At 60.5% G+C, this 25,936-nt stretch carries 24 protein-coding genes; 8 read left to right on the top strand and 16 right to left on the bottom strand.

Annotation, left to right across the window (positions count from 1 at the left end; genetic code table 11):
- Window positions 1-17: 17 nt before the first annotated feature.
- The 3 genes from HMPREF9697_RS10400 to HMPREF9697_RS10410 all read right to left on the bottom strand — a co-directional run bounded on the left by HMPREF9697_RS10400 (window position 18) and on the right by HMPREF9697_RS10410 (window position 4,569).
- Window positions 18-1,289 carry a DUF1850 domain-containing protein gene (locus HMPREF9697_RS10400; RefSeq protein ID WP_002717167.1) on the bottom strand — a complete coding sequence of 424 codons (1,272 nt, stop codon included), beginning with the start codon at window positions 1,287-1,289 and terminating at the stop codon, window positions 18-20.
- Between the two features lie 40 nt (window positions 1,290-1,329).
- A complete protein-coding gene (locus tag HMPREF9697_RS10405) occupies window positions 1,330-3,462 on the bottom strand; it encodes a TRAP transporter permease (protein ID WP_002717168.1) in 2,133 nt (710 codons plus the stop codon).
- Between the two features lie 153 nt (window positions 3,463-3,615).
- Window positions 3,616-4,569 carry a TAXI family TRAP transporter solute-binding subunit gene (locus tag HMPREF9697_RS10410; protein WP_002717169.1) on the bottom strand — a complete coding sequence of 318 codons (954 nt, stop codon included), beginning with the start codon at window positions 4,567-4,569 and terminating at the stop codon, window positions 3,616-3,618.
- 86 nt (window positions 4,570-4,655) lie between these two features.
- On the opposite strand from HMPREF9697_RS10410, the gene HMPREF9697_RS10415 reads away from it, so the two are divergent.
- On the top strand, window positions 4,656-5,870 hold the full coding sequence (locus tag HMPREF9697_RS10415; protein WP_002717170.1) for a hypothetical protein: 1,215 nt from the start codon (window positions 4,656-4,658) through the stop codon (window positions 5,868-5,870).
- A 26-nt stretch (window positions 5,871-5,896) separates the two neighbouring features.
- Here the strand turns inward: HMPREF9697_RS10415 and HMPREF9697_RS10420 are convergent, their stop codons facing one another.
- The 4 genes from HMPREF9697_RS10420 to soxC (HMPREF9697_RS10435) all read right to left on the bottom strand — a co-directional run bounded on the left by HMPREF9697_RS10420 (window position 5,897) and on the right by soxC (HMPREF9697_RS10435) (window position 9,927).
- A complete protein-coding gene (locus HMPREF9697_RS10420) occupies window positions 5,897-6,460 on the bottom strand; it encodes a c-type cytochrome (RefSeq protein WP_002717171.1) in 564 nt (187 codons plus the stop codon).
- Window positions 6,441-7,733 (bottom strand): sulfite dehydrogenase, encoded by a 1,293-nt coding sequence (gene soxC / locus HMPREF9697_RS10425; protein WP_002717172.1) that lies wholly within the window; start codon window positions 7,731-7,733, stop codon window positions 6,441-6,443. The genes HMPREF9697_RS10420 and soxC (HMPREF9697_RS10425) overlap by 20 nt, the downstream gene beginning before the upstream one ends.
- A 360-nt stretch (window positions 7,734-8,093) precedes the next feature.
- Window positions 8,094-8,660 (bottom strand): c-type cytochrome, encoded by a 567-nt coding sequence (locus tag HMPREF9697_RS10430; RefSeq protein ID WP_002717173.1) that lies wholly within the window; start codon window positions 8,658-8,660, stop codon window positions 8,094-8,096.
- The gene (gene soxC / locus HMPREF9697_RS10435) at window positions 8,647-9,927 is read right to left on the bottom strand and encodes a sulfite dehydrogenase (RefSeq protein ID WP_040308212.1); all 1,281 of its coding nucleotides are present in this window, start codon (window positions 9,925-9,927) and stop codon (window positions 8,647-8,649) included. Before soxC (HMPREF9697_RS10435) ends, HMPREF9697_RS10430 begins: the two co-directional genes overlap by 14 nt.
- Before the next feature lie 425 nt (window positions 9,928-10,352).
- Between soxC (HMPREF9697_RS10435) and HMPREF9697_RS10440 the strand changes: the two genes are divergently transcribed.
- Window positions 10,353-10,937 (top strand): TetR/AcrR family transcriptional regulator, encoded by a 585-nt coding sequence (locus HMPREF9697_RS10440; RefSeq protein ID WP_002717175.1) that lies wholly within the window; start codon window positions 10,353-10,355, stop codon window positions 10,935-10,937.
- Between the two features lie 125 nt (window positions 10,938-11,062).
- The gene (locus tag HMPREF9697_RS10445) at window positions 11,063-12,013 is read left to right on the top strand and encodes a DMT family transporter (protein WP_002717176.1); all 951 of its coding nucleotides are present in this window, start codon (window positions 11,063-11,065) and stop codon (window positions 12,011-12,013) included.
- A 3-nt stretch (window positions 12,014-12,016) separates the two neighbouring features.
- Here HMPREF9697_RS10445 and HMPREF9697_RS10450 read toward each other — a convergent pair whose 3' ends face one another.
- Window positions 12,017-12,919, bottom strand: coding sequence for a LysR family transcriptional regulator (locus tag HMPREF9697_RS10450; RefSeq protein WP_002717177.1), 903 nt, complete (start codon window positions 12,917-12,919; stop codon window positions 12,017-12,019).
- A 181-nt stretch (window positions 12,920-13,100) separates the two neighbouring features.
- On the opposite strand from HMPREF9697_RS10450, the gene HMPREF9697_RS10455 reads away from it, so the two are divergent.
- From HMPREF9697_RS10455 to HMPREF9697_RS10465, 3 genes are read left to right on the top strand one after another with little or no spacing between them, the layout of a single operon-like run.
- Window positions 13,101-14,117 carry an ABC transporter substrate-binding protein gene (locus HMPREF9697_RS10455; protein ID WP_002717178.1) on the top strand — a complete coding sequence of 339 codons (1,017 nt, stop codon included), beginning with the start codon at window positions 13,101-13,103 and terminating at the stop codon, window positions 14,115-14,117.
- Between the two features lie 32 nt (window positions 14,118-14,149).
- On the top strand, window positions 14,150-15,490 hold the full coding sequence (gene gudD / locus HMPREF9697_RS10460) for a glucarate dehydratase (RefSeq protein WP_002717179.1): 1,341 nt from the start codon (window positions 14,150-14,152) through the stop codon (window positions 15,488-15,490).
- A 21-nt stretch (window positions 15,491-15,511) separates the two neighbouring features.
- On the top strand, window positions 15,512-16,300 hold the full coding sequence (locus tag HMPREF9697_RS10465; protein WP_002717180.1) for an HpcH/HpaI aldolase family protein: 789 nt from the start codon (window positions 15,512-15,514) through the stop codon (window positions 16,298-16,300).
- Between the two features lie 15 nt (window positions 16,301-16,315).
- On the opposite strand, the gene HMPREF9697_RS10470 is transcribed toward HMPREF9697_RS10465, so the two are convergent.
- Window positions 16,316-19,240: an EAL domain-containing protein gene (locus HMPREF9697_RS10470; protein WP_002717181.1), complete on the bottom strand. Its 2,925-nt coding sequence runs from the start codon at window positions 19,238-19,240 to the stop codon at window positions 16,316-16,318.
- Between the two features lie 197 nt (window positions 19,241-19,437).
- Between HMPREF9697_RS10470 and HMPREF9697_RS10475 the strand changes: the two genes are divergently transcribed.
- Complete coding sequence (locus HMPREF9697_RS10475; RefSeq protein ID WP_115622272.1) at window positions 19,438-19,824, top strand: cupredoxin domain-containing protein; 387 nt, start codon at window positions 19,438-19,440, stop codon at window positions 19,822-19,824.
- A gap of 45 nt (window positions 19,825-19,869) precedes the next feature.
- Here the strand turns inward: HMPREF9697_RS10475 and HMPREF9697_RS10480 are convergent, their stop codons facing one another.
- Window positions 19,870-20,883, bottom strand: a complete 1,014-nt coding sequence (locus HMPREF9697_RS10480; protein ID WP_051053912.1) for a hypothetical protein — start codon at window positions 20,881-20,883, stop codon at window positions 19,870-19,872.
- A 299-nt stretch (window positions 20,884-21,182) separates the two neighbouring features.
- Between HMPREF9697_RS10480 and HMPREF9697_RS21215 the strand changes: the two genes are divergently transcribed.
- Window positions 21,183-21,344: a hypothetical protein gene (locus tag HMPREF9697_RS21215; protein ID WP_002717184.1), complete on the top strand. Its 162-nt coding sequence runs from the start codon at window positions 21,183-21,185 to the stop codon at window positions 21,342-21,344.
- Window positions 21,345-21,394: 50 nt separating this feature from the next.
- Here HMPREF9697_RS21215 and HMPREF9697_RS10485 read toward each other — a convergent pair whose 3' ends face one another.
- From HMPREF9697_RS10485 to HMPREF9697_RS10510, 6 genes are all read right to left on the bottom strand, one after another.
- Window positions 21,395-22,417, bottom strand: a complete 1,023-nt coding sequence (locus HMPREF9697_RS10485; protein ID WP_002717185.1) for a cytochrome-c peroxidase — start codon at window positions 22,415-22,417, stop codon at window positions 21,395-21,397.
- Between the two features lie 117 nt (window positions 22,418-22,534).
- On the bottom strand, window positions 22,535-22,699 hold the full coding sequence (gene ccoS / locus HMPREF9697_RS10490) for a cbb3-type cytochrome oxidase assembly protein CcoS (RefSeq protein ID WP_002717186.1): 165 nt from the start codon (window positions 22,697-22,699) through the stop codon (window positions 22,535-22,537).
- Window positions 22,700-22,748: 49 nt separating this feature from the next.
- Window positions 22,749-23,243, bottom strand: a complete 495-nt coding sequence (locus HMPREF9697_RS10495) for a FixH family protein (protein ID WP_002717187.1) — start codon at window positions 23,241-23,243, stop codon at window positions 22,749-22,751.
- Window positions 23,240-24,796, bottom strand: coding sequence for a cytochrome c oxidase accessory protein CcoG (gene ccoG / locus HMPREF9697_RS10500; RefSeq protein ID WP_002717188.1), 1,557 nt, complete (start codon window positions 24,794-24,796; stop codon window positions 23,240-23,242). The genes HMPREF9697_RS10495 and ccoG overlap by 4 nt, the downstream gene beginning before the upstream one ends.
- Window positions 24,797-24,911: 115 nt before the next feature.
- A complete protein-coding gene (gene ccoP / locus HMPREF9697_RS10505; protein WP_002717189.1) occupies window positions 24,912-25,781 on the bottom strand; it encodes a cytochrome-c oxidase, cbb3-type subunit III in 870 nt (289 codons plus the stop codon).
- 1 nt (window position 25,782) lies between these two features.
- Window positions 25,783-25,935 carry a CcoQ/FixQ family Cbb3-type cytochrome c oxidase assembly chaperone gene (locus HMPREF9697_RS10510; RefSeq protein WP_002717190.1) on the bottom strand — a complete coding sequence of 51 codons (153 nt, stop codon included), beginning with the start codon at window positions 25,933-25,935 and terminating at the stop codon, window positions 25,783-25,785.
- Between the last annotated feature and the right edge of the window lies 1 nt (window position 25,936).

Consider the following 25,936-nt stretch of genomic DNA (forward strand, 5'->3'; position numbering starts at 1 on the left):
CCTAAATTCCGTCTTTTTCAATGACGGTTACAGTCCTTTATACCGGCCGCACAGGCGAGCGTCGTATGCGACTTTAGGCCCTTTTCGCCAAGTCGCGCCATCTGCACGGCAAGCGCCTGACGGTGCTCGCGCGCAATCGCAAGGTCGGGATCAAGCTCAAGGGCGGTTGAGAAATCGGCATAGGCCCGCCCCAACTCGCCCTTGTCGCGCAGCGCGAGGCCGCGATTGTTGTAGGCAAGCGCCATGCGGTCATCGAGCGCGATAGCGCGGTCGTAATCGGCGAGCGCCCGGTCGAGATCGGCTTTGTCGCCCTTGAGATAATAGGCCATGCCGCGGTCGAGAAACGACGGCGCGACCGGATCGAGACGGATCGCATAATTGTAATCCGCAATCGCGCGATCATAGGCGTTATTGCGGGCATAGATTTCGCCGCGCGCCCGGTAGAGCATCGGCGAATCCGGCGCCAGGCCGATGGCATCGGTGAGATCGTCGAGGGCGAGATCCGTGCGCCGCACGCGTTTGAAAGCATCAGCGCGGTCGAGCAGCCGCGCGACGCTGTGATCCAGCTTCACCGCTTCGGTGGAGTCGCGCACCGCCATACGGAAATTCCGCAGCCGGACGAACGCAGCCGCACGGCTCGCATAAAGCCGCGCCACTTTCGGGGCTACGCGGATCGCGGCGTCGTAGTCGTCGAGCGCCTTCTCGTAGTTCTTCAGGCCGACCCAGGCATTGCCGCGTAGCTCGTAAACCTCGGCGTCGTCCGGCCTCGCGAGAATGATCTCACTGCTGATCGCACGCGCGCCTTCAAAATCGCCCCTGGTGTAATCCGCGCGGGCCTCCGCCAGCCGCACCGCAGCATGCTCGGCGACGATGGCGGCATTGTCCATCGTGCCGCTGTCCGCCTTCGGCGCGGGCGCACCGTCGCAGATCTTCATGGTCGTCGGCTCAGCGCCGAGATGTCGGCCGAGAACGTCAGACAGCGTGCGACAGCCGCCATCCGTGCAGATGCGCCATTCTCCAGCGAGGCCAGAATTGCCCAGCACCACCTGGGGGAGCGGCGCCATTTTCGGCGACCATTGAAACCAGCCGTCGACGAGACGGGCTTCCGGCGGCGGCTCCATGCCGGCACCCGAGCCTTTCACCCGCGCCTCGACCAGTTGTAGCCCTTGCGGGGTGACGTGCCATTCTTCCTGCCATTCGATCTTCTCGATCGAATGGGTCCACGCCAAGGTGAACGCCGCTACCGACAGCACCTTGACGACACCGGCAGCGGCAAAACAAAGACCCAAGACCACCCTCGCTTAAAGTCATCCTCGCTTAAAGACAGCCTCACGGGACGGTTGATTCCGGCGCCACCTTCAACGGCTCGGCCGGTCGCTTCCGCCACTGCCAGAGCCAGAGGGCAGCGGCCAAAACATATCCGAGTTCATCGCTGTAGGTGAATTCGCCGAGCAGCATGAGCGCGGCCGCAAAGGCAACGATCCGCTCCAGAATAGTCAGCCGGTTGAAAAGGAAGCCGATTGCCACCATACCGAACAAGGCGATCGCGACCAGCGCCTTGACGAAGGCGTAGGCGACCGCGCCGTAGAAGCCGAGTACCGGCACCATCGGATCGTTCGGCTGCATCATCAGCGCCGGCGAATAGACCGCGATGAAGGGAATGACATAGCCGGCGAGCGCGATGCGCATCGCCTCCCATCCGATCTTGTCGGGATTTTCCTTGGCTATCGGCGCAGCCGCAAGCGCCGCGAGCGCAACAGGCGGCGAGAGGTCCGCCATGATGCCGTAGTAGAACGCGAACATGTGGCTGACGATCAGCGGTACGCCGAGATGCGACAGCGCTGGCGCGGCAAGCGCGGCGACGATGATGTAGGTCGGGATCGTCGGAATGCCGGTGCCGAGCAGGATCGACAGCAGCATCGTCATGATTAGCGCGAGGAACAGGCTCTGCTTGCCGAGTCCGATAACCCAGCTTCCGAAGATGGTGCCGACGCCGGTCTGGGTCATCATGCCGATGATGGTGCCGACGATGGCGCATGCTATGCCGACCGTCAGCGCGGACTTCGAGCTTTCCGCGAGCGAGTCACGGCAGGCGACCAGCGTGGCGCGACCGCCGCGGGTCAATGCGGAGAGCAGTACCAGCGTCAGCACGACCGCCGCGATATAGCGAATATCGACACTGGTGCCGTTACGGAACAGCGATCCGACAACCAGCGCGAGGCCGATCCAGAAGATGTAGCGGGTGGCCTGGGTCGGGAAACCGGCGACGATGCTCGCACCGAGGATCAGCGTCACGGTCAAAGCGAGACCCATGCTGCCCGCATAAAGCGGCGTGAAGCCTTCGAACAGCATGAAGACAAGCGCCGCCAGCGGCAACACCAGATACCAGTTCTTGACCAGCGCCTTCCCGGCGTTCGGGATTTCTTCCTTCTTCATCCCGGTGAGGCCGTATTTGCCGGCTTCGAGATGCACCATCCAGAATGCTGATGCGAAATACAGGATCGCAGGGATCACCGCGGCCTGCACGATGACCGAATATTGGACGCCGAGAGTCTCGGCCATGATGAAGGCAACAGCACCCATCACCGGCGGCATGATCTGGCCGCCCATCGATGCGGTCGCTTCGACGCCCGCGGCGAAGGCGCGGCGATAGCCAAACCGGATCATCAGCGGAATCGTGAACTGACCCACGGTCACGACGTTGGCGACGCCCGAGCCAGAAATCGTGCCCATCATGCCCGAGGCGACAACAGCAACCTTCGCAGGCCCACCACGCGTACCTCCGAACAGACCGAGCGACACGTCGGTGAAAAGCTGGATCATGCCTGCCCGTTCGAGGAACGAGCCAAACAGAATGAACAGGAAGATGTAAGTCGCCGACACATAGATCGGCACGCCGTAGAAGCCTTCGGTGCCGTAAGACAGATGGGTGATGATCTGATCGAAATAATAACCACGGTGATTGAGTGGCGACGGCAGATACTGGCCGAACGCCCAATAGATAATGCACGCGCCGCACATCAGCGGCAGCGCCCATCCCATCAGCCGGCGGGTCGCGTCGAAAATCAGTACCGCAAGCACGGTGCCGACGACGAGATCAAGATGGCTCGGATCGCCGTCACGCTGGATGAGGTCAGCGTAATAAAGCCACTGATACAGACCGCAATAGAACCCGATGCCGCCGGTCGCCCAACCGATCAGGCGTTGCCAGTTGGTCTTGGCCGTGAAGTTAGCGACAAGGCCGTAGGATAAAAGGATCAGGAAGCCGACATGGATGCCGCGCACCGCCTGGCTCGGAAGAAAGTTCCACGCCGCCACCATGATCTGGAAGGCCGCGAACGCGATGCCGATGACATAAGCCATATGGCCCCACCAGCCGGGACCGAATCCCGGAGGAAAGCCATGTTCAAAATTGTCGAGCTCGACGTTGACGTGTTCCTGCTTCCCCGAATCCTGCAGCATCGGTCTTTCCCCACCTATCGACGCAGCGCCGCTTGAGCTTTCGCGCTGTTGCTTCCGACCTGGACGCTTGTTCCGCGTTCTTCGTAGGGCCGAGATATGGATGGCCGGGACTAAGCCCGGCCATGTTTCAGTTCAATACCGTTTTTCGGAATTCTATTTGAGAATGCCTTTTTCCTTGTAGTAGCGGATCGCACCCGGGTGCAGCGGCGCCGGGCTGCCGGTTGCTGCCTTCTCGAGCTTGATGTCCTTGCCCGCCACGTGGGCGTTGGCGAGTTCCGGCAGGTTCTCGAAGATCTGCTTGGTCATCTGGTAGGCGACGTCGTCGGAGACATCTGAATTGGTCACCAGATAATTGACGACCGCAGCGGTCTCCACGTCGGACTTCTGGCCGGTGTAGGTATTGGCCGGAATGACGACCGACACAAACGGAGGGCCGATCTTCTCGACCGTCGCCTTCGGAACGGCCACCACGTTGATCTCGGTCGAGCTGGACAGGTCCTTCAGCGAAGCCACGCCGAGGCCTGCCGACTGCAGGGTCGCGTCGAGCTGACGGTTCTTCATCAGGTCGACCGATTCCGCGAACGGCAGATACTGGACCTGCTTGAGATCCTTGTAGCTCATGCCCGCGGCTTTCAGAATCGCGCGCGAGTTCAACTCAGTGCCGGACTTCGGCGCGCCGACGGAAAGGGTCTTGCCCTTCAGATCGGCGAGCGTCTTGATGCCGCTTTCGGCGGTCGCGACGATCTGGATGTAGTTCGGATAAATCGCCGCGATGGTGCGCAGCTTGGTCAGCTTCTTCTTGAAGCCCGCTTCTTCATCGCCATCGACCGCAGCCTTGAGCGAATCGCCAAGGGTGAACCCGAGTTCGCCGCGGCCCTGCTCGAGGAGGTTGAGGTTTTCGACCGATGCCTTGGTGGCCTGCACCTGCGCGCGGACACCCGGAATCTTGTCGCCATAGATTTTTCCGATCGCGACGCCGAGCGGATAATAAACGCCGGACGTACCGCCGGTCAGAATGTTGATGAACTGCTCGGCATGCGCTGCCGGGGCCGACAGAGTTACCGCCGTGACGAGCGCAGCAACCGTGGATACGAACTTGAACCTCATAATTCCTCCCTGGGTCTTTTTGTCGTTGGCGGGAGGTTGAACGGACGAACGCCTTCGGTCAACTTCTTCTATCGGCGAGGATTCGCATGACGTTAGACATTCGTATCAGATCGGATCGCCGCTTTTATGTGCATCGCAAGATCATGCACGCGGTGCCGGTGTTCGGATTCCTCACAATTGCAGGGCTTTCAGCGGCAATTGCCGCGCCCGCGCAGCAGACAACTTCCGTCCCTGCGACCCCTTCTCAAATTAACGAATATCACCAGAAACTTGCCGTCTATCAGCGGGCGCGGGAGCGTTTCGAAACCGAGGCCGAGGCTTACTGGTCAGCGGTCGCGGAGAAGCGGCGCATCCGCAATGCCCGTCGCCGCGCCAGTGAAGCCGTCCGCGCGGAAGATTACGTCCTGACACAGCCCCCGATTTATACCGGACCGCCGAGGCCCGTCGACCCGACCGCCCCGTATAAGCCGCCGCCCAAGCAGCCTCCGCTGCCCGTGGTCGCGGACTTCGTCCGCCACGCGGCCGAGCAATTCCAGTTCACGCCGTCCCGGCCCCGCAGCGAGAACGAGTTCAAGAAGGCCTACGCGACCGTCGCCGCTTCGCTCGGCGTGAACCGCGAGCAGGCCGTGCGGGTTTACAGCTTCGAGGCTGGCGGCAACGGCAAATACGACGTGCAGGCCGGGCTCGAATCCGGCCGGGCGAACGCCCGCGCGATTTCGACCGCGCTTGGCTACAATCAATTATTGACGACCAACACGGTCGAGGTTCTGGCCGAACAGGGCGATGGCATCCTTGCTGGCCTCACCGCCGCGATGCATCGTGCACCGGAGCCCCACCGCAAGATATTGGCGGGCAAGATCGCGGTACTGCGCAGGATGATCGCCTTCGCCAAATCCGTGCCCGATGACTGGAGCGCACATGCGCGGCTCGCCAAAACCCCGAAGGGCCTCGCCATCCACGCGCTCAATCTCGATGTCGACATCGGGCCGTGGCTGCAGACCCACAAGCTTTTGACGTCGGTGCACTTCGCGCGGCGCAAGGGTCACACACGGCCATTGAGCGCCGCCGAACTGGAGATGATGAACCTGACCGGCGACGGCAACGGCTTCGATATGGTGTCGATGCCGGATTCATTGCGCACGCGGGTGCCGACCTCGAACTTCTTCCAGCGTGGCGGCTATGAGCGCAATCCGGTCGCGATCCGCAACAACACAGTGGCGAAGCTGCTTGCTGCCACCAACGCGCGGATGGACAGTGAGAGCAGCCGGCCCGGCGCAAAAGAACTCGCCGCCGCGTTTTGAGGCGCGGCGGCGATGGATGGCATCGATTAGCAGTTGCTCATGCACGCCTTGTTGTGCACGTCCGGGCGCGGGTCCTGAACGAAGCCGTCACGGTTCGGCATCTTGACCGCCGCAAGCGACTTCGCATCGAGCGTCGCGTTGTCCGGCACCAGACCGTTCAGATTGAGAACATAAGCCGAGACCGCGTAGACTTCATCGTTAGTCAGCGACTGCGGCGCATTCAGCGGCATGGCGCGCCGGATGTAGTCAAACAGCGTCGGCGCATAAGGCCAGAAGCTGCCGACGGTCTTCACCGGCTTCGGCGTGGCGAGCGTGCCCTGCCCGCCGACGAGCTTGTCGCCGAGGCCGCCCTCGCCCTTCGCGCCGTGGCACGACGCGCACTGGGCATCAAACAGTTCATGCCCCTGCGCGACGCTGCCCTTCCCCGGCGGCAGTTCCTTGCCGTCGCGACCGATGTCGATATTCCACGCCGCGATTTCGGCCGGCGTCGCCGGTTTGCCGAAGCCGTATTTCGGCTGCGCATCCGCCGCCGTTGCAGCGGCGAGAACGACGATGGCGGCACCTGCCAGCTTAAGCCTTGACGTGTGCATTGCTGACCTCCCCGCTCTCCGCGACCTTCCACGGCTGCATTGCATTGTTGTGATAGAACGACTTCAGACCGCGCACCGCCTTCAATTCCTCGAAGGACGGCTGCACGTAGCCGGTCTCGTCGGTTGCACGGCTCATGATGACGGTCGGCTTGCCGTCCCACGTCCACGGGAAGCGGAAGCGCGTCAAAGCACGAGTGAGAACCGGCTCCTGCAGCGCGGCGGCCTGCCAGGTCTTGCCGCCATCGGTGGAAATATCGACCTTGGCGATCTTGCCGTGTCCAGTCCAGGCGATACCGGTGATCTCGTTGAAACCCGGCTCGATCTTCTGCGTGCCTGAGGGCCGCGTGATGATCGACTTCGCCTCCATATAGAAAGTGAACTGCCGCGCGGTGCCGTCCGGCATCGAGTCGGTATATTTCGCGGTCTCCTCGCGCGTATAGGCTGGCTCGTTGGTGACATGCAGGCGTCGCACCCACTTGACGCTCATGTTGCCTTCGAAACCCGGCAGGAAAACGCGCAGCGGATAGCCCTGCGCGGGACGCAGCCGCTCGCCGTTCTGGCTGTAGACCAGCATCGCGTCCTCAAGGCATTTCTCGATCGGGATGCTGCGGGTGAGCGCAGCCGCGTCGGCACCTTCGGCAACGATCCACTTTGCTTCCGGCTTCAGGCCGACATCTTCCAGCACTGTCTTGAGCGGAACGCCGGTCCATTCGGCGCAACTCGTCAGCCCCACCAGATCCGACGCCGTCTTGCCGTAGATCGCCTCGAACCCCGGATTGCCCGAGCATTCGAGGAAGTGGATGCGGGACACGGACGGGTATCGCCGGATCTGATCCATGGTGAAAACTGTCGGCCGCTCCACAAGACCGTGGATCATCAGCCGGTGCTGCGCCGGATCGATCTCGGGAATGCCGCCGTGATGACGCTCATAGAACACGCCGTTCGGCGTGATGATGCCGTCGAGCTCCTGCAAGGGCGTGCGGGTCGAAGCCGAGGTATATTGCTTGAGATTCTTCGGAACGTTGCGGACGACCTTCTTTTCGAACGGCGACGGCGTTCCGTAAATCTGTCCGCCGGTGTCCGCACCGGGCATCTTCATCCATTCCGGAATGTTCGGCGGACCATTCGGGTCGGCTGTGGTGTCGAGCGCGGCAGCTTTTCCTCCGCTTGCCGCGGCAATCGCTGCGCCGCCCAGCACCGCCGAGCCCGCGCCGATGAATTGCCGCCGCGTCGTCGATTGCGCGCGGCCGGAATCCTTCTGTCGTGATGTCACGTCGTCCTCCCTGCAAACATATTTCGCACGAGACAGGCCGGTCATTTGCCTTCGGGATTACGTCCCGCGGCAACCAACCAGCTTAAACTCTTATGAAGACAGCATCTTCATGCGTCTTCATGCATCGATCCTCATACAGGAACCGTGACGCGTCAATTTTCCCAGCATGCGATACAAGGATTGCACGGTGATCGGCGCACGCTGCAGAGGCTTTGTTCTCCTGGCCGCTTCGCGCGAGCGATATTGTTCTCGTGCGGACGACGGATGATCGGGACAACGTGCCGCACCACCCCATCAAAAAAAGAGCGCCTCTTGCGAAGCGCTCTTTCCTGTCAGACGCCCGTTTGCGACGGGTACGTCTTATTTATACAGCTCCAGCTCGGGACGGCTATCGGGAATGAACCCGTCCCGGTTGGGCATCGCCACCTTCGGCAAGGTCTGCGCGTTCATGACCTCGGTCGGCTTGATGACTTTGCCTTCCGAGAGAATGTAGGCGACCACGCTGTAGACCTGATCGTCGGTCAGCGAGCCAGGCGCGCTAAACGGCATCGCCCGCTTGATGTAATCGAACAGCGTTGTGGCGTATGGCCAGTAGCTCTCGACCGTTTTTACCGGCGTCTTGGTCGCCAGCGATCCACGGCCACCGAGAAGCTTGTCGCCGCCGATGCCCGCCGCAGGATTGCCCTGCAGCTTGTCGCCGTGACAGGCCGCGCAGTTGTCAGCAAAAACGGTTGCGCCTTCTTTCGCGGTGCCGCTGCCGGGAGGAAGTCCTCGTCCCGATGGCGGAATCGAGAAATACTTGGCGATCTCCTGATCGGTTGCCGGCTTGCCGAAACCGTAGTGATCGATGATCGATTGCGCCTGGACACTGCCTGAAAACAGCATCACGCCGGCGATCAGCAACAGGGATTTCTTATGCATGGACATTGGTGACATCCCCCGTTTCGCTCACAGCCCAGCTCTGAATGGCGTTGAGATGATAGATCGACCCGAACGGGCCGTTCGACCCGCGAATGTCGATCAGTTGCTTCAACGTCGGCTGCACGTATCCGGTTTCGTCGACACACCGGCTTTGCAGAACGGCCGCCTTGCCATCCCATATCCATGGGAAGCTGAAGCGCACCGTGCACATCTGCTCCGGCGTCGAATCGATCCGGGCCGGATACCAGGTCTTGCCGCCATCCATCGACACGTCGACGGACTGAATCCGGCCGCGGCCGGTCCAGGCGAGACCCTGGATGTTGTAGAAGCCCGGCCCAGGCAGCTTCATGTCGCCTGACGGGAAGGTGATGACCGACTTCGCATCCATATCGAGACTGAAGATGCGGGCTTTGCCGTTGCCGAGGAGATCGGTGTATTTCGAGGTCTCCTCGCGCGTCATGAACGGCTTGTCGCTGACCTCGAGCCGGCGCAGCCACTTGATGTGCGTGTTGCCCTCATAACCCGGCAGCAGAAGCCGCAGCGGATAGCCCTGTTCGGGACGGATGGCTTCGCCATTCTGTCCGTAGACGATGAGCGCATCCTTGAGCATCTTCTCCAGCGGGATCGAGCGCGTCATCACCGCGGCATCGCTGCCCTCGGCAAGCACCCACGCAGCGCCGTCCTTCAGTCCGACCTCGCGAGCGAAGGTCGCAAACTGAACGCCGGTCCATTCCGACGTGCTGAGCAGACCGTGCGTGCCCTGCACCGTCTTCATGGTGGGCTTATTCCATTCCGTCAGCCCGTTGCCTGAACACTCAATAAAGTGTTTGCGCGTGACGCTCGGCATCCGCTTGATGTCGGCCATCGAAAACGTCATCGGCTTGTTCACCATGCCGTGGATCAGCATGTTGTGTTTGGCCGGATCTATCGTCGGAATACCGCCGTGATGGCGTTCGAAATGAAGACCTGACGGCGTGATGTTGCCGAGACCCTTGTCGAGCGGCGTCAGGCTCCACGACGTGTTTTCATTCGGCGTGGGATAACGCACCCGCACCTCGGTCTCGAACTGCGACCGCGAGCCGTAGCCGCCGTCCGCGCCCACCGGACGCCCCTGTTCCTTGGTCGGATCGTCGGGCACATCGAAATGCACCGCGCCGGCAGGCGCCTTGGCCGCCTCAGCGTGGGCAAATCGCATGGCTCCGAGAGCACCCGCGGCAGAACCCGCCGCGAACAAGAAGCCGCGCCGGCTCGGTAGCCCTCGTTGTGGAAACATGCCGTCCTTGCAGTCGCATTCGTCTTCGATGCGCTGCGCGATGTGGCGCTGCTCAGCCAGCACCATCTGTTCGGCCATATGACGAGCTTTGTCGTCATAGACGGGCCGTCCGTCGTTTTTCATGGTCCTCTCCCTAAGAGATGTCATGCGTCATGGGGCGATCACCGCTACGCCTAGCGGGACCGCGACTTCGAAAATGCGGGTGAAACCCTCCTTGTTCCCGCGCGGGGCCGCCTGCCCTTATGGCTGGCCGCTGCGCATCAATTCTGCTAACCTACCTACTAGAAGGTTTAACGTAAAGCGTCATGGCGCCGCGCTTGTGCGCGCTGCACAGAAGCGTTGGCGGCCTACGATTGTCGGTAGGGATTTCCACGCGACTTAACCTATAAGTTGCAGAACGGACGGCAAGACAAAGGACCTGCCCGATGGCTCCCGCGACCACGACCGAGACCAAAGCCGTCCTCCTGCGAGAGGCCGAAGTCCTTATCCGCCGCCGCGGCTATTCCGGATTCAGCTACGCGGACCTGTCAGACACGGTCGGCATCCGGAAGGCGAGCATCCACTATCACTACCCCACCAAAGAGATGCTGGTCGTCGCGGTGCTGCAGACCTATCGCGCGCGATATGCCAAAGGGCTGTCGTCGATCACGAACAAACACGCCTCCGCGCTCGACCGCATCGAAGCCTACGGGCGGCTTTACCTGACTGGCGTCGAGCAAAGTCTGGGCTGCCTGTGCGCGGCGCTCGCGGCCGAACTCGAAACCCTGCCCGAAAGCCTGCGGAGCGGCACGGCGGAGTTTTTTCAGGAACACATTAGCTGGCTGGAGAACATCTACACCGAGGGGCTCGCCACCGGCGAGGTCCGCAAGACGCTCAAAGCCAAGGAAGCCGCGCGCATGATCGTGGCGGCGCTGGAAGGCGCGCTGCTGATGGAACGGATGGTTGCGGGGCCGCAGGGATTCAAGCTGACGCTTTCGGCCTTGCGGAAAAGCCTGTCCCCCTGTGTCTAAAGGCAACAGCCGGACACCGTTCGCGCAGGCGCACCCTCAATCCACGCAATAATTGACGACGGCATCGCAAAGAGTGCTACACGCGGCGTACGTCTCTAGACCCGCCATCCGCTTCGCCGTTTTCAATGAAAATCATTCCAGCGATTTCGTTCAAGCTTTTCAGCACGGTGATGTTCGCGCTGATGGGCGCCCAGGCGCGCTATCTGGAGGGTGCCTATCCCGCCGGCGAAGTCGCGTTCTTCCGCTCCCTCTTTGCCTTGATCCCGATCTTTCTCTTCTTCGGGTCGCGCGGTGAACTGCATCAGGCATTCAGGACCAAAAATCCGGCCGCGCATTTGATCCGCGGCAGTTTCGCGGTGATCGGGACATTCTGCACCTTCGCCGCCTTGGCGCGCATGCCGATCGGCGATTACACCGCCATCGTCTACATCGCTCCTCTGCTGACCGTCGTGTTCTCCTGGCTCGTCCTCAAGGAGGAGGTCCACGCCTATCGCTGGCTGGCGGTCGCCATCGGGTTCGGCGGCGTGCTGCTGATGCTGGTGCCTTATTTCAAAGAGCATGTCGCCTGGACCTCGACGATCGGCCTCGGCATCATGTTCGCGTTCATGAACGCCTGCACGACCGCGGGCGCCACCATCCAGATCCGTCGCATCACGGCGACAGAGACGACGCCAGCCGTCGTGACTTTCATGGCGCTGATCGTGCTGACGTCCTCGCTGTTCACAATTCCGTTCGGCTGGACCCTACCGGCAACACCGCTGCACTGGCTGCTTCTGATCGGGATCGGAATCACCGGCGGCCTCGGCCAGATGGGCTTTACCGAGAGCTACCGTTACGCGCCCGCCTCGTTTCTCGCGCCGCTGGATTATTCCGCGATGATCTGGGCGTTCCTGCTCGGCTACTGGGTCTTCGACGAGGTGCCGACGGTTTATGTTCTCGGCGGAGCGGCCATCATCGCCGGCGCCGGCATTTTCGTGATCGTGCGCGAACGGCTGCTCGGCCTGAAGCGCTTGCGGGAAATGCCCACAGCCGCCATCGGTTCGATGTCGGAAGACGAGAAGGACGCGCAATACTAACGATCAGCGACGGCGCGGCCGGTGCGCCAGTCGCTTCGCGATTGCCACGATCTGCGGGATCAATGGCGACGCCGCATCACGCCGCCAGACCGCGTGCACCTCGACCGGCGCTTTTGAACGCAGCGCGACCGGACGCATCACGACATTATCGAGATGAAGTCCGGTCGCGGATTCCGGGACCAGCGCAAGCCCAAGTCCGGCCCGCACCAGCGACAGCAGGGAATGCACCTGCCCGAGATACTGAACGTATCGCGGCTGGACATTGGCCTGAGCCAGTTGAGCGACGACCAGTTCATGGAAGTAGCGGGACTCGTGGGGCGAGTACATGACGAAGGGCTGCTCGTGCAGATCCTTCAGCGTGGGCACCCTCTTGCGCGCCAGCGGATGTCCGGCCGGGGCCGCGAGGCACATGCCCTCGGCAAAGACCTTCATGGATTCGATGCCGTGCCGGACCAGAAGCGGACGGATGAACCCGATATCGATCTGGCCCGAACCGAGCGCCTCCATCTGATCGCCGGATACCATCTCCTTCAATGAGAGATCGACGTCCGGCAATTCGGCAAGACAGGCCGTCACCAGACGAGGCACAAAATCGTAAGCGGATGCCGCGGTGAAACCGATCCGGATCGAGCCGGTTTTGCCGAGCGCCACTTTCTTGGCAAGCGACGACGCTCCTTCCGCCAGCCGCAGTATCTGGCGCGCCTCGACGAGAAACCGCTCTCCCGCAGGCGTTAGCCGCACGGTGCGGCTCGTACGATCGAACAATCTTGTATCGAGATGATGTTCCAGGAGCTGAATCTGCCGACTGAGTGGCGGCTGCGTCATCGCAAGCCTCCGCGCGGCCCGGCCGAAGTGCAATTCTTCGGCCAACGTCACGAAGCAGACGAGCTGATTGAGTTCGAACACCGGATGATCCTCGCAGCGGTCCTTTTCATCGATACAAGAATTGTATCGATCCATCTACCCTTTGGATTAGACCCGCCTGCGCCGCCCGGATAGCCTTCTTTCTCAAAGATAACCCCTCGCGAAAGGGGACGCAAAGTCCGCGACAGCCGGACAATCGGGAAGAAACACACAGGAGAAGGCAATGAGGGCGCTGCCAAGCAAGATTTATCGTACCGCCATATTGGGTCTGGCACTTCTCGGTGCCGGTCCGGCACTGGCGCAGGAAAAGACCGAGATCACCATCACCCGGCAGCCAGGTATCGTGTACCTGCCAAGCCACGTGATGGAGAAGATGAACCTGATCGAGAAGCAGGCCGCGAAGCTCGGCCTGAAGGATTTCAAGGTCAACTGGGTCAACCTCAGCGGCGGCGGCGCGCAGACCGACGCCCTGCTCGCAGGCAACATCGACGCCGTGAACACCGGTGTCGGCAACCTGCTGCTCCTGAACGACCGCACCAAGGGCGGCGTGAAGGGGATCGTCGCAAGCTCCGCCCTGCCGCTGGCCCTGATCTCGCGCGATGCAAATATCAAGACGCTGGCCGACATCAAGCCAAGCGACAGAATCGCCGTGCCGACCGTGAAGGTTTCGACTCAGGCCATTCTGCTGCAAATGGCAGCCGCCAAGATGTATGGCGACAAGGAATACGCCAAGTTCGACGCCAACACCGTTCAGCTCGGACACCCCGACGCATTCGGTGCCATGACCAATCCGACGAGCGAAATCCGCAACCACTTCGCCGCGCCGCCTTTCCAGTTCCGCGAATTGAAGAGCGTCCCCGGTGCGCACATCGTCGTCCAGTCGCAGGACATCATCGGCAGCCCGCTGACGCAGTCACAGTTCTTCTGCACGACCAAGTTCGCCGACGCCAATCCAAAAGCCATTCAGGCCATCATGGCGGCGACGCTGGAAGCCCAGGCCTTCATCCGCGAGCACACGGCGGACGCGGTCAAAATGTATAAAGAGGTCACACACGATACGACCAGCGACGCCGATCTGCTGTCCTATCTGAAAGAACCCATGATGATGGAGTTCAATCCGCAGCCGCAGGGCATCATGAAGTTCGCGCAGCACCTCTACAAGATCGGTACGCTGAAGACCGAGCCGAAGTCGTGGAAGGATTATTACCTCCCGGTCGCGCACAGCCTCCCCGGCAACTAAAGCCCTACTCTCCACGATTGCATGACGATGGAATGAACGTGACACAAACTTCGACACCGATCGTGACCAACATGCGTGTTATCCCGGTCGCCGGCCGGGATAGCATGCTACTCAATCTCTCCGGCGCGCATGGTCCGTTCTTCACGCGGAACATCGTGCTTCTCACCGATAATTCGGGACGCTCCGGCGTCGGCGAAGTGCCGGGCGGCGAAAAGATACGCAGTACGCTGGAAGATTCCCGCGAACTGGTAGTCGGAAAGCCGATCGGCTCCTATCAAGCGATCCTGAATGCCGTCAGGAAAGCTTTCGGAGACAGGGATTCCGGCGGACGCGGTCAACAGACCTTCGATCTCCGCACCACGATTCACGCCGTCACCGCGTTCGAGGCCGCACTGCTCGATCTTCTCGGCCAGCATTTACAGGTGCCTGTCGCCGCCCTGCTCGGCGAAGGCCAGCAGCGCGACGCCGTCGAGATGCTCGGCTATCTGTTTTATGTCGGCGACCGCAACAAGACCAACCTGCCCTATCATCATGAGCCGTCGGCAAAAGACGACTGGACTTCGCTCCGCCATGAGGTGGCGCTGACGCCTGATGCCATCGTTCGTCTCGCCGAAGCGACAGAACAACGCTACGGCTTCAAGGATTTCAAGCTGAAGGGCGGTGTCCTCTCCGGCGATGATGAAATCGCAGCCATCGCTGCCCTGAAAAAGCGCTTTCCTGATGCGCGCATCAATCTCGACCCCAACGGCGCATGGTCACTCGACGAGGCGATCCGCCTCTGTAAGGGACGAGGCAACATCATGACCTATGCCGAGGACCCCTGCGGCGCCGAACAAGGATATTCCGGTCGCGAGATCATGGCGGAGTTTCGCCGCGCCACTGGCCTGCCGACCGCGACCAATATGGTCGCGACCGACTGGCGCCAACTCGGCCATGCGATCCAGTTGCACGCCGTCGATATTCCGCTCGCCGATCCACATTTCTGGACGATGCAGGGCTCGGTTCGCGTCGCCCAGATTTGTCATGAATGGGGCCTGACATGGGGCTCCCATTCGAACAATCACTTCGACATTTCGCTCGCCATGTTCACGCAGGTCGGCGCGGCTGCTCCGGGGCGCATCACCGCACTCGATACGCACTGGATCTGGCAGGATGGCCAGCGCCTGACGAAAGAGCCGCTGCAAATTCGGAACGGCATGATCAAGGTGCCGGAACGGTACGGCCTCGGCGTCGAACCTGACATGGCCGAGATCGAAAAGGCGCACGAACTGTACAAGAAACACGGGCTGGGTGCGCGCGACGACGCCGCTGCCATGCAGTTCCTCGTGCCGAACTGGACATTCAATCCGAAGCAGCCCTGCTTGGTGCGCTAGCTGTCATCAAGGATAAAAGTCATGCGTGAAAACAGAATTCGCTCGATCTGGAAAAGTGGCGGCGCCGTCGTCAACGGCTGGCTCGCCATTCCAAGTTCGTTCTCCGCCGAGGTCATGGCTCATCAGGGGTGGGACACGCTCACCGTCGACCTGCAGCACGGTGTCACCGATTATGCATCCGCGGTCGCGATGTTCACGGCGATCTCGACGACATCCACGATCCCTATCGCGCGCGTGCCGTGGCTCGATCCCGGCATCATCATGAAAACGCTCGACGCAGGCGCTTACGGCATCATCTGCCCGATGGTGAACTGCCGCGAGGATGCCGAGAAATTCGTCCGCGCCTGCCGCTATCCGCCCGAAGGCGGACGCAGCTTCGGCCCCATTCGCGCGACACTTTACGGCGGCGCCGAATATCCGGTGAAGGCCAACGAGACCATCGTTACTCTGGCCATGATCGAAACTCGCCAGGCTCTGGACAAGCTCGACGAAATTCTTTCGGTGAAGGGGCTCGATGCCGTCTATATCGGCCCGGCCGATCTATCGCTGTCGCTTGGATGCACGCCGACCTTTGACGATGTCGACAAGCCCGTTGCGGAAGCGATCGACATGGTTCTCGCCAAAGCCAACGAACATGGCGTCATTCCCTGTATCCACAACGGAACGCCCGAGGCCGCGCTCAAGCGGATCGAGCGCGGCTTCCGCCTCGTCACCATCAGTTCGGACGCGCGGTTGATGACCGCCGGCGCCCAGCAGGTGATGTCGAAGATGCGAAGCGCCATGAAGCCTGCTGCTGCGTCCGCCTACTGACGGGGCAAGCGCTTTTCAGCTGGCCAGTTCATAGATGCCATTCGCGTCCTTCTTGAAACCGTTCCGGCAAGCACGAAGGATGGAAGGGATTTCAGATGCCGCGACCGGCTTACTAAAGAAATAGCCCTGCACCTCGTTGCAGCCTTCGGCCGCAACGTAATTGAGCTGCGCGATGGTCTGCACACCCTCCGCCGTCGTCCGCATGCCGAGGCTTTTCCCGAGGCTTACGATCGCCCGGATAATGACCTTGGAGCCTTCGGCATCGGTCAGATCGCGAACGAACGACTGATCGATCTTCAGCTTGTTGAAGGGGAAGCTGCGCAAATAGCTCAACGACGAATATCCCGTTCCGAAATCGTCCAGCGCGATGCGCAGGCCGAGCGCGCGCAGCTTATGCAGTATCTCAATCGTTTCGGCATTGTTGGTCAGAAAGACGGATTCGGTGATTTCCAGCTCCAGCCGCTGCGGCGGAAGTTGCGAAGCGCTCAACGCGCGCGAGAAAGAGTCCAGCAATCGCGGGCTGCGGAACTGAACCGAGGAAACATTCACCGCAACTTTCAGATCATCCGGCCATATTGATGCCTGCCGACATGCCTCCTGAACCACCCATTCGCCGAGCGGAATGATGAGGCCGATTTCCTCGGCGATCGAAATGAACTGCTCCGGCGGCACCAGGCCGCGCGTCGGATGGCGCCAGCGCAGAAGCGCCTCGAAGCCGCATATCTTGTCGAGTTCGATATCGTAAAGCGGCTGATAGAACAGCTCGAACTGCTGACGGTCGAGAGCCTCCCGCAGATCAAGCTCCAAGGCCCGCCGCTTCTGCAGGCTTTCATCCATCTCGGTCTCAAAGAACCGCCAGATGCCGCGACCTTCCGACTTGGCACGATAAAGAGCAACGTCGGCGTTCTTCAGAAGCTTTTCGCCACTCGTGCCGTCGCCCGGCGAAAGCGAAATGCCGATGCTGCATCCGATCACGACACGCTGACCATCGAACTCATATGGCTCGGCAATGCATTCGACGATGCGCCGCGCCAGCCGCTCGGCATCTTCGGGCCTCTGCGTATCAGCCTGGATGATCGCGAATTCGTCACCGCCGAGACGGGCGACCGTATCGACCTCACGGACACAGGCGCACAACCTGTCCGCAACGGCGCACAGCAATTCATCGCCGACCGGATGTCCAAGCGTATCGTTGACCTGTTTGAAATTATCGAGATCGAGACAAAGAATGCTGAATCCGGTGCCGCGCCCGACCTGAGCGATCGCATGCTCGATGCGCTCTGCCAGCAGGACGCGATTGGGAAGCTGGGTCAGCGCATCGTGGCGAGCCATGAAGGTGATCTTGGATTCGGCCTGATGCTGCTCGGTAACGTCCTCGCATGTTGTCAGCCATCCGCCATCGGAGGTCGGCCTGTGCCTGACGCAAATCACGCGATCATCGCTGAGCTGCTGATAATAATTGTCGATCTTTTCGCGCGACAGGAAGCGTTTCCGTTCGGCCAGAAGATCGCTGATGTTCTGGCCTTCGTGATTTCCAGCCATGACACTCAGCATCAGAACCGATTCGAAGCTCATGCCGGCCTGAACGGAACCCACCGGAATATTGAATATCTCGCAGAACCTGCGGTTAACGACCTGAAGGCGAGCCTCCTTGTCGTACAGGCACAAACCCTGCGACATGTTCTCGAGCGCAGCGTCGAGCCGCCTGTTGGTCTCGTGCAGTTGCTCTTCCTGCTTCTTCAGCGCCGTGATGTCGCTGAACACAACAATCATGCCGCGTTCCTGGGTGACGCTGCGGCTGACCCGCAACCATCGCCCGTTCGGAAGGCGAGCCTCACTGGCCGAGTCCTGCAAGGCGGCCGGAGCAAAATCGACCAATGGGTTTTCGATCCACTGATCCTCAAACGGGCTGCACCGGAGCAGATCAGGCGCCTCCGCGAGAAACTCGGTTGCCCGCGAGTTCGCCAATGCGATCTGCCCGTCGGCCTGAAGCAGCACGACGCCGGCCTGGGATGTTTCAAGCGCATCGGTCAGGCGTGCCTGCGCGGATCGGCGCTGGGCGATCTCCCGCTCCATCATATCCTTGATGTTGTTGCGCATCACGCCCATGGCGCTGATCAGCGTGCCGAGTTCGTCAACACCGCCAGCGGGGATACCGACGTCGAGCTTGCCCTCGGCGATGCAACGCGCAGCTTTCGAGGCCACCGCAACCTGCCCGATGATCCGGCGACTCAATCGCCATGACAGAAAACCGGACAGAAGCAACGCCACTGCCAATGCGACCAGATTAAAATTGATGTCGCGATTAATCGCGGAAAGCGCATGCTGCCGGAACAGGAAACCGTCACCGGCCGTGTAATTGACCAGCAGTTCGATTTGCTGATCGACCGTCCTCGCATAATGGTCCAGATCCGCGGCATGGCCGTTTTGAGCCTGCATTGCGGGCGTGCCGCCTGCCTTGTCTTCCTCGCCGACAACCCTGTGATGCAGAGCGGTCCATGCGTCGGCGGCTTCCTGCACTTTTCGGGCTGCCGTCACGGCAAGAGCGGACTGGGAGCGCTCGGCCGCGATGTTGAGATCTTCATGAAGCGTCTTGACGAGGTTGTCGATTTCCTTGTCGAGAGCAGCGCGTGACTCAGGGTCCTTGCTCACCAGCCGGCGAGCGGACGCCGCGCGCATATTGGAAAAATCCGCCGCCGTGGCGCGCGCGTAGTTGATCGACATCAGCGATTCGTCGAAGGTCTTGGCGACCAGATCGGCTGCGTGCCTAATGCCTGAGGTCGCGTAGACGCCCAGCGCGGCGATGATGGCGCTCATCAGCAGGCAGCAGATAAGGATTTGTGTCCGAATCGTGCCCTTGACCGTCACCGCGGCCAGAAGACGACGGGGTACCGCAAGAAGCGTCTCGCGACCGGCCCTGTGGCCCGATGAAACCCACATATTGAAACTTCGCTTTCTTCATTGGCTGAAGAAGACATTCTTGTCTCACGCCTCTCCCTCGATGCGGCCCATTCTGAGGTGACATCGACTATCCAAATAGCCATATAACGTTTACAGGCAGTATCGGACGGTATTGAGTAAAAAGCCTCGCGAGTCATGGTAACCAGTTGGTGCATCTCATCGTCGAGAGTACGGTGATGAGCAGAACGGCAGAGGAGAAAAGGATGCTTGGGCACGGGCGAAAGTTCGCCATCACGCAGCATCTCGGGTTCCAAATTCTTGTCGCAAGTCTTGTCGGACTGCTCACCGGAGCGGCACTCGCGGTGGGCCCGTATCAGATTTCGCAAAAAAACCGGAAGTTCCAGCCGGGGCAGATCACCATCAATCGCGGTGAGGCCTTACGCTTCATTAACGATGACGGAGACCTGCTCCATCACGCCTATCTTAAATCGCCGGAATTCCAGTTCGATTCCGGAGACCAGAAGCCGGGCAGCAAATACGAGGTGGTGTTTCCGATCGCAGGTAATTTTACCGTGCTTTGCGCCATCCATCCCAAGATGAAGCTGGTCGTCACCGTCAAATAAGCGGGTTGACGAATAAGTTGGCTGACGAATTCGGCGCGTTCGATCTCACAAGATCGTGGTGTCGAACAAATAGGCATGTCCGACGTAGTAGACGAAAAGTGTTGTCGCGAGTGCGACGCAAAACCCCGCCGGGGCAAGCATCGGCACACGGCGGTCGTTCTCCGCAACACGCCGATTGTCGGCAATGATGGCAAACAGCACTGCGATGATGCCCGAGTGTCCGATCAGGTCGATCTTGCCAAATTCGAAGCAGGCCGCGATGAACATTCCGGCGAGAATCGATGCCGCGCAGCGCCGGACGAGCGGAGTCCACAGCAGCGCAAAAGCGAGCGTGAATTCAACGACACCAGCCGCGCGCATATAGAAATCCGGCTCGAACCCAAACGTAATGCCTGGATGCGTCACGAATATCGGAAAGCTCCACTGCGGATAGGCCCATTTTTCGACCGAAGCCCACATCAGCGTGATTGCCGTCGCATAGCGCATGACATCGATTGCCTCGATGCCGAAGAACTTCTTCTGCAGTCCGGTCAGAGCAAGGTAAGCGGCGATTCCCAAGAAGATCGGATAGTCGGCCAGGTGGAAAATGCCGTAATCATGGACGGCGATGCCGAAAAGAATAGCAATGCCGAGCGCCGAGATCGGCAAAGTGCGCCGCGACAGAAGACTCGCCGCGATCACCAGTTGAATCGGACCGATCAAAGTTGATGTCGATTTCAGTTCCGGTGTCAGAATGATGCCGCCGAGCGCCCACAACGACACGAAGAAGAAAAAGACGATCGCGCGGACCATCACCTCCGTATTAGCGTGCAGTCCACTGGTAACCCGATCCATCGATCGGAGAATGGCGTCGCCGACAGACGTTCTCTCGATCAGGCAGCCCGCGAACAGCCAGACGAGCGCCACAAAAATCAGCACTTCGAAATCCTGGCACAGCACGTTTTCCAGCCCCTCGGGCTGTCCCGCAACGTTGAAGGCGCAGAACCATTTGACGTGCGCGCTCGCACTTCCGGTGCTCAGGGCGGCGAGCAGAACAACAAGCACAAAACGAAAGATCATCGAGGATGAGCGACGGAGCACAAAGCTAACCCGCTCGCGAGAGATCATCATCACCAACCCGGTCGTTTCTTAGCGATTATGGAAAGAGTTTGTTTACTATACTGGATTTTTGGAATCGAGCGAGCGCACGCGAGAAGAGCCTTGCTTTGTGGTTAACGATTATTAAGAAGGCGAATGTACAAGGCCGGTCAATAGCTTGCTGTGAATCATCCGGACACTTCAAATTTTACGATTTCAAATCATCGAACATCAGTTCATCGGGTCCATTTTCAGACCAAGCAGATTTTCAGGAGAGCAGGATGATTGCCCTGGTGAGTGTAGCGAGTGTTCTAGGCGGCTCTGCGTTGGCCATCGCGGCCGACAGGCACATCCCATATCGCGACACACTTGAAACCTGCGCGGGCACATTGCTTTTCGCGGGCTTTGGCCTGTTGGGGTCGGTCCTGCAGCATTTCAGCTGATTAAGCGGCCCGAACGCCCGCCTCTCCAATTGTCAGATTCGCGCCCGGATTTACTTGGCCAGATTTGGCGACGACGCTTCTATCGACGGTGCCGAGAGGGTTTTGAGGAAGGCAATCAGTTCCGCCTTTTCCGCCGCATTCAGCGAAAGCGGCTTGATCGAAGGCGAACGGCTGGGGCGATCGATGCCGCCTTTATTATAAAGCTCGATAACACCTTCCAGCGTCGCAACCGAACCGTCATGCATATACGGTCCACGTTCCGCCACATCGCGCAATGTCGGCGTCTTGAACGCGTATTGCAGCTTTTCGGAATTCGGAAAGAGACGCCCGCGCCCGATATCGTCGCCAGTGGCGGAGCCGATGTCCTGAAACGACCCATCGGTGAACGAGGGCCCGCTGTGGCAGCTCGAGCAATGCGCCTTACCATTGAACAGCGCAAAACCCCGCTTGGCTTCGGGCGAAATCGCGTTCTCGTCTCCCATGATCCAGCGATCGAACGGCGCTTCGCCGGCAACGATCGTACGCTCATACGTTGCGAGCGCCAGTTCGATTCGTCGCCGCGTGATATGCTTGTCGCCGAAAGCCTTGGCGAATGCCGCGTTATAGCGCGGCAGGGCACGCAGCCGCCGCACCAGTTCGCGCTCGGTGATATTCATGTTCTGCGGACTGGTCAGCGGCCCGAAGGTTACCGATTCGAGATCGGGAAATTTTCCGTCCCATCCCAGCACATCCACAAACGCGATATCGATCAAGCTTGGCGAACGAATATCCATACCCGCGGGATCTTCACCGATCGCGTGCGGCAGCCCGTCGCTCCACGACTTGGCCGGCACATGGCACGAAGAGCACGAATGCTTGCGCGATCCGGACAGCAGCGGATCGAAGAACAGCATTTTCCCTAGATCGGCTTTGGCCTTCGAATAGGGATTGTCTTCGGGGAAGGGAATTATAGTCGGCCGGCGATACTTCGCCCGAACGGCGTCGAGATCATGCGCCCCTTCGGCTGCCATATAACCGAATGGCACCCCGAAGAGCAGCAGTGCTGCAAAGGCAAATCCCGTCCATCGCTTCATCGCATTTCACCAGACCAAACATTGGCTTGGATATGCTTTAACAAGGCTTAAGGTTTGGTAGCGCCATCCTAGGAAAGATGGGGAACAGCAAGCGGCGACCCGTCGGCGGCCAGTCGGTCAGTGGCCGCCGGTCTTGCCGTCGGTCTCGCTGTCGATGAGGATCCGCTCACCTGCTCCCTCCAGATCTTCGTACTGGCCACTTTGCAGCGCCCAGAGGAAGGCGGCGAGACTGGCAATACCAAAAAGCAGCGATACCGGGATCAGATAGACAAGGACGGTCATGCGCCCTCTCCTGCTGCTGCGCGCAGATCGGTGTTCCGCGCACGACCTCTCACTGGATGGTTCCGTTCCGAAGCGTGATCCGTCGCACATCGCGATACGGATGAGCAAGGCCCGCCTGAGCATCGATCTCGACGATCCACATGCCGTCACGCACGTCGACAGGCGCCGACAACGAGCCGTCCGCCTGAGGAATCAAATCAACCTTCTCGTCTTCCGACGCGTAGGCTGGGCGACGGAAATTCACTGTCGCATGCTTCGACGCGACGACCTTGCCGGCGCTGTCGACCAACCGATAGCTCACCTTGCCGTCCGCGATCGAGAGCTTCGCACTCCAGCCGAGTGCCGCCTGCGCGCGCCCTTCCGCCGCCTTCTGGTTGAATTGCTGGCTCGCGACATAGGTGTTCTCGACCACGAAGCCGGTCCAGCTCGAGCGGGCGAGGAACGCCATCGTCAGATTCACGGCGATGACGACCGAGAAGAACGACACCATAATGGCCAGGAAGCGCCAGCCGGTCATTTCCCGATTGCGTTGCGCGATACTCATTTGCTCATCTCCGGTGCATCGAATGTGGCGTGGTAGCGGTCGGTATCGGAGCCCGCCTTATCCTCAACGACAAAACTGAAATGCTGCGTCTGGCCGGCGATATTCTCCCGCGGCTGGCGCACGAATACCTTGAGCGTCTTGAGCTTGTCCGGTTCAACCTCGACAACGAAGGAGCGTTCTGGCGCGTGTTCCATGCCGACGACGCTCATCTCCCCACCAGGAAGCCCCTCCAGGGTCACGGTGATATTCCGCGGCTCGGGAATCATGTTGAGGAGCTTGACCGTGTAGCCGTTGCGGATCGAGCCGTCCGAAAGAACGACGAATTGCGGATTGCGATCCGCCAGCACGTTGACCTGAAGCCGTTCGCGCGTGAGCAGCGCGTAGATCAGACCCAACCCCACCAGCGACCACGCCGCAAAATAGATCAGCGTGCGCGGGCGCAGCAGCTTTTTGATGTGGAAGGTGGCAACCTTGTCCGACAGCTTCCCGCTGGCGTCATGCACTCTCGTCGGGTTGATCGCAGATGTTCCTCCGGCCGTCGCCAGCGCCATGTTGGACTGATACTCCGCAAGCGTCGCATAAGAGATCAGGCCGCGTTCCCGACCGATCTTGTCCATCACGCTGTCGCAGGCATCGATGCACAGCGCGCAGGTGATGCATTCGAGCTGCTGGCCATCGCGGATGTCGATGCCCATCGGACACACAGCGACGCAGGCATTGCAGTCGACGCAATCGCCGACCAACTGCCCCTCGGCGGCGGTCTTCTTGGCGTGACGCGAACGCGGCTCGCCGCGCCAGTCATTATAAGTGACGGTCAGCGAATTCTCGTCGAGCATCGCCGCCTGAATGCGCGGCCAAGGGCACATGTAGGTGCAGACCTGCTCGCGCATCAGTCCGCCGAAGACGTAGGTGGTGCCGGTCAGGATCGCGACCGTAATATAGGCCACCGGAGCAGCCTGGCCCGTCGCCAGATTGCGCAGCAACGTCGGCGCATCAGCGAAATAGAAAATCCACGCGCCGCCCGTCAGCACGGCGATAATCAGCCAGATCAGGTGCTTCGTCACGCGCTTGAACAGTTTGCCCACCGACCACGGCGCGGCATCGAGCTTGATGCGGGCGTTGCGATCGCCCTCGACGGCGCGCTCGACCACGAGGAACAGATCGACCCACACCGTCTGGGGACAGGTGTAGCCGCACCAGGCGCGGCCAACTGTCGAGGTCACCAGAAACAGCCCGAAGCCTGCCATGATGAGGAGACCCGCGACGAAATAGAATTCCTGCGGCCAGATTTCGATCGGGAAAAAATAGAACCGCCGGTTGGCAAGATCGATCAGCACGCCCTGGTCGGGCGCATAGGGGCCGCGATTCCAGCGCAGCCACGGCGTCAGATAGTAGATGCCAAGCGTGATCAGCATCACGATCCATTTGAATCGGCGGAAGCTGCCCTCGGCTCTTTTCGGGAAGATCTTCTTGCGCGCGGCGTAGAGCGGCTGGCGCACCCGCGCCGAATTCACCGCCGTTGCGTCAAATGTTTCGATCTCCGTCTCGGACATTGCCACGTTCCTTTACGGCGTTCCGTGAAAACGCCGCTCACTCTTTCAATGCGATCGTCCGGCCTGATGCGATTCGATCAAAGCGGGCATTCGCGTTACAATGTGCACGGCCGTCCTATTCGCCACCTCCGAGCGAATGAACGTAGACCGTCAGCTCCTTGACCGTCGTGTCGCCGAGACGCACGCCCCAGGCGGGCATGACACCGTGACGCGGAGCGCGCACCTGCGCGGCGATGGCCGCGGGCGTCGAGCCGTAGAACCAGATCGCATCCGTCAGGTTCGGTGCGCCAACCTCATGATTGCCCTTGGCGTTGTCGCCATGACAGGCGGCGCAGTTCTGCGCGAAAACTTCCTTGCCCGCGGCAATATCGGCGGCGCTGGCGTTCTCAGCCTTGCCCGACAGCGAAGCCACGAAATTCGCGACGTCGTTGATCTCCTTCGGCTTGAGTATGTCGCCGAACGCCGGCATTTCCGAAAGCCGGGTGTTCGGATCCTCTGCATAGCGAATGCCGTGCGTGATGGTCTGCTGAATCTGCTGCGGCGTGCCGCCCCACAGCCAGTCATCATCGTTGAGATTCGGATAGCCGGGCGAGCCTTGCGCGCCGGAGCCATGGCACTGCACGCAGTTGACCTTGAATGCGGCAGCACCCGCCGCCGCCGCGAAGGTACGCAGCTTCTCGTCGGCAAGGATTTCGGTGACCGACTTGGAAGCGATCGCCGCAATGTAGTCGGCCTTGGATGCCTTCGCCGCGTCGAGCTCCGTCTTGATCTCGCTGCGGCTGGAATAACCGAGCAGACCCGTCGTCGCCGTGCGCAGGAGAGGCCACGCCGGATACGCGATCATATAGGCCACCGCCCACACGATAGTCGCGTAGTAGACGATCAGCCACCAGCGTGGCATGGGATTGTCGAGTTCCTTGATGCCGTCCCACTCATGACCGGTAGTGGAGACGCCGGAAAACTCGTCGATCTGCTTGTCACTCATATCAATCTTCCTCGAAAGGAATACGGGAGGCATCGTCGGCGAGACTGCGGCTGCCGGGACGAAACGCGAAAATGATGGCGCCGATGAAGAACAGGGTCATGCACAACAGACCCCAACTGTCGGCCATGTGCCGCATGGCGGTGTAGGTTTCCATC

Source organism: Afipia felis ATCC 53690 (assembly GCF_000314735.2).
In the GTDB taxonomy this organism is placed as follows: Bacteria; Pseudomonadota; Alphaproteobacteria; order Rhizobiales; family Xanthobacteraceae; genus Afipia; species Afipia felis.

Excerpts from the sequence above, each read along its gene's own strand:
- HMPREF9697_RS10405 (WP_002717168.1), bottom strand. The coding sequence starts at position 3,462 with ATGCTGCAGGATTCGGGGAAGCAGGAACACGTCAACGTCGAGCTCGAC.
- HMPREF9697_RS10410 (WP_002717169.1), bottom strand. The coding sequence starts at position 4,569 with ATGAGGTTCAAGTTCGTATCCACGGTTGCTGCGCTCGTCACGGCGGTA.
- HMPREF9697_RS10415 (WP_002717170.1), top strand. The coding sequence starts at position 4,656 with ATGACGTTAGACATTCGTATCAGATCGGATCGCCGCTTTTATGTGCAT.
- HMPREF9697_RS10420 (WP_002717171.1), bottom strand. The coding sequence starts at position 6,460 with ATGCACACGTCAAGGCTTAAGCTGGCAGGTGCCGCCATCGTCGTTCTC.
- HMPREF9697_RS10430 (WP_002717173.1), bottom strand. The coding sequence starts at position 8,660 with ATGTCCATGCATAAGAAATCCCTGTTGCTGATCGCCGGCGTGATGCTG.
- soxC (WP_040308212.1), bottom strand. The coding sequence starts at position 9,927 with ATGTTTCCACAACGAGGGCTACCGAGCCGGCGCGGCTTCTTGTTCGCG.
- HMPREF9697_RS10440 (WP_002717175.1), top strand. The coding sequence starts at position 10,353 with ATGGCTCCCGCGACCACGACCGAGACCAAAGCCGTCCTCCTGCGAGAG.
- HMPREF9697_RS10445 (WP_002717176.1), top strand. The coding sequence starts at position 11,063 with ATGAAAATCATTCCAGCGATTTCGTTCAAGCTTTTCAGCACGGTGATG.
- HMPREF9697_RS10455 (WP_002717178.1), top strand. The coding sequence starts at position 13,101 with ATGAGGGCGCTGCCAAGCAAGATTTATCGTACCGCCATATTGGGTCTG.
- gudD (WP_002717179.1), top strand. The coding sequence starts at position 14,150 with ATGAACGTGACACAAACTTCGACACCGATCGTGACCAACATGCGTGTT.
- HMPREF9697_RS10465 (WP_002717180.1), top strand. The coding sequence starts at position 15,512 with ATGCGTGAAAACAGAATTCGCTCGATCTGGAAAAGTGGCGGCGCCGTC.
- HMPREF9697_RS10470 (WP_002717181.1), bottom strand. The coding sequence starts at position 19,240 with ATGTGGGTTTCATCGGGCCACAGGGCCGGTCGCGAGACGCTTCTTGCG.
- HMPREF9697_RS10475 (WP_115622272.1), top strand. The coding sequence starts at position 19,438 with ATGAGCAGAACGGCAGAGGAGAAAAGGATGCTTGGGCACGGGCGAAAG.
- HMPREF9697_RS10480 (WP_051053912.1), bottom strand. The coding sequence starts at position 20,883 with ATGATCTTTCGTTTTGTGCTTGTTGTTCTGCTCGCCGCCCTGAGCACC.
- HMPREF9697_RS21215 (WP_002717184.1), top strand. The coding sequence starts at position 21,183 with ATGATTGCCCTGGTGAGTGTAGCGAGTGTTCTAGGCGGCTCTGCGTTG.
- HMPREF9697_RS10485 (WP_002717185.1), bottom strand. The coding sequence starts at position 22,417 with ATGAAGCGATGGACGGGATTTGCCTTTGCAGCACTGCTGCTCTTCGGG.
- ccoS (WP_002717186.1), bottom strand. The coding sequence starts at position 22,699 with ATGACCGTCCTTGTCTATCTGATCCCGGTATCGCTGCTTTTTGGTATT.
- HMPREF9697_RS10495 (WP_002717187.1), bottom strand. The coding sequence starts at position 23,243 with ATGAGTATCGCGCAACGCAATCGGGAAATGACCGGCTGGCGCTTCCTG.
- ccoG (WP_002717188.1), bottom strand. The coding sequence starts at position 24,796 with ATGTCCGAGACGGAGATCGAAACATTTGACGCAACGGCGGTGAATTCG.
- ccoP (WP_002717189.1), bottom strand. The coding sequence starts at position 25,781 with ATGAGTGACAAGCAGATCGACGAGTTTTCCGGCGTCTCCACTACCGGT.
- HMPREF9697_RS10510 (WP_002717190.1), bottom strand. The coding sequence starts at position 25,935 with ATGGAAACCTACACCGCCATGCGGCACATGGCCGACAGTTGGGGTCTG.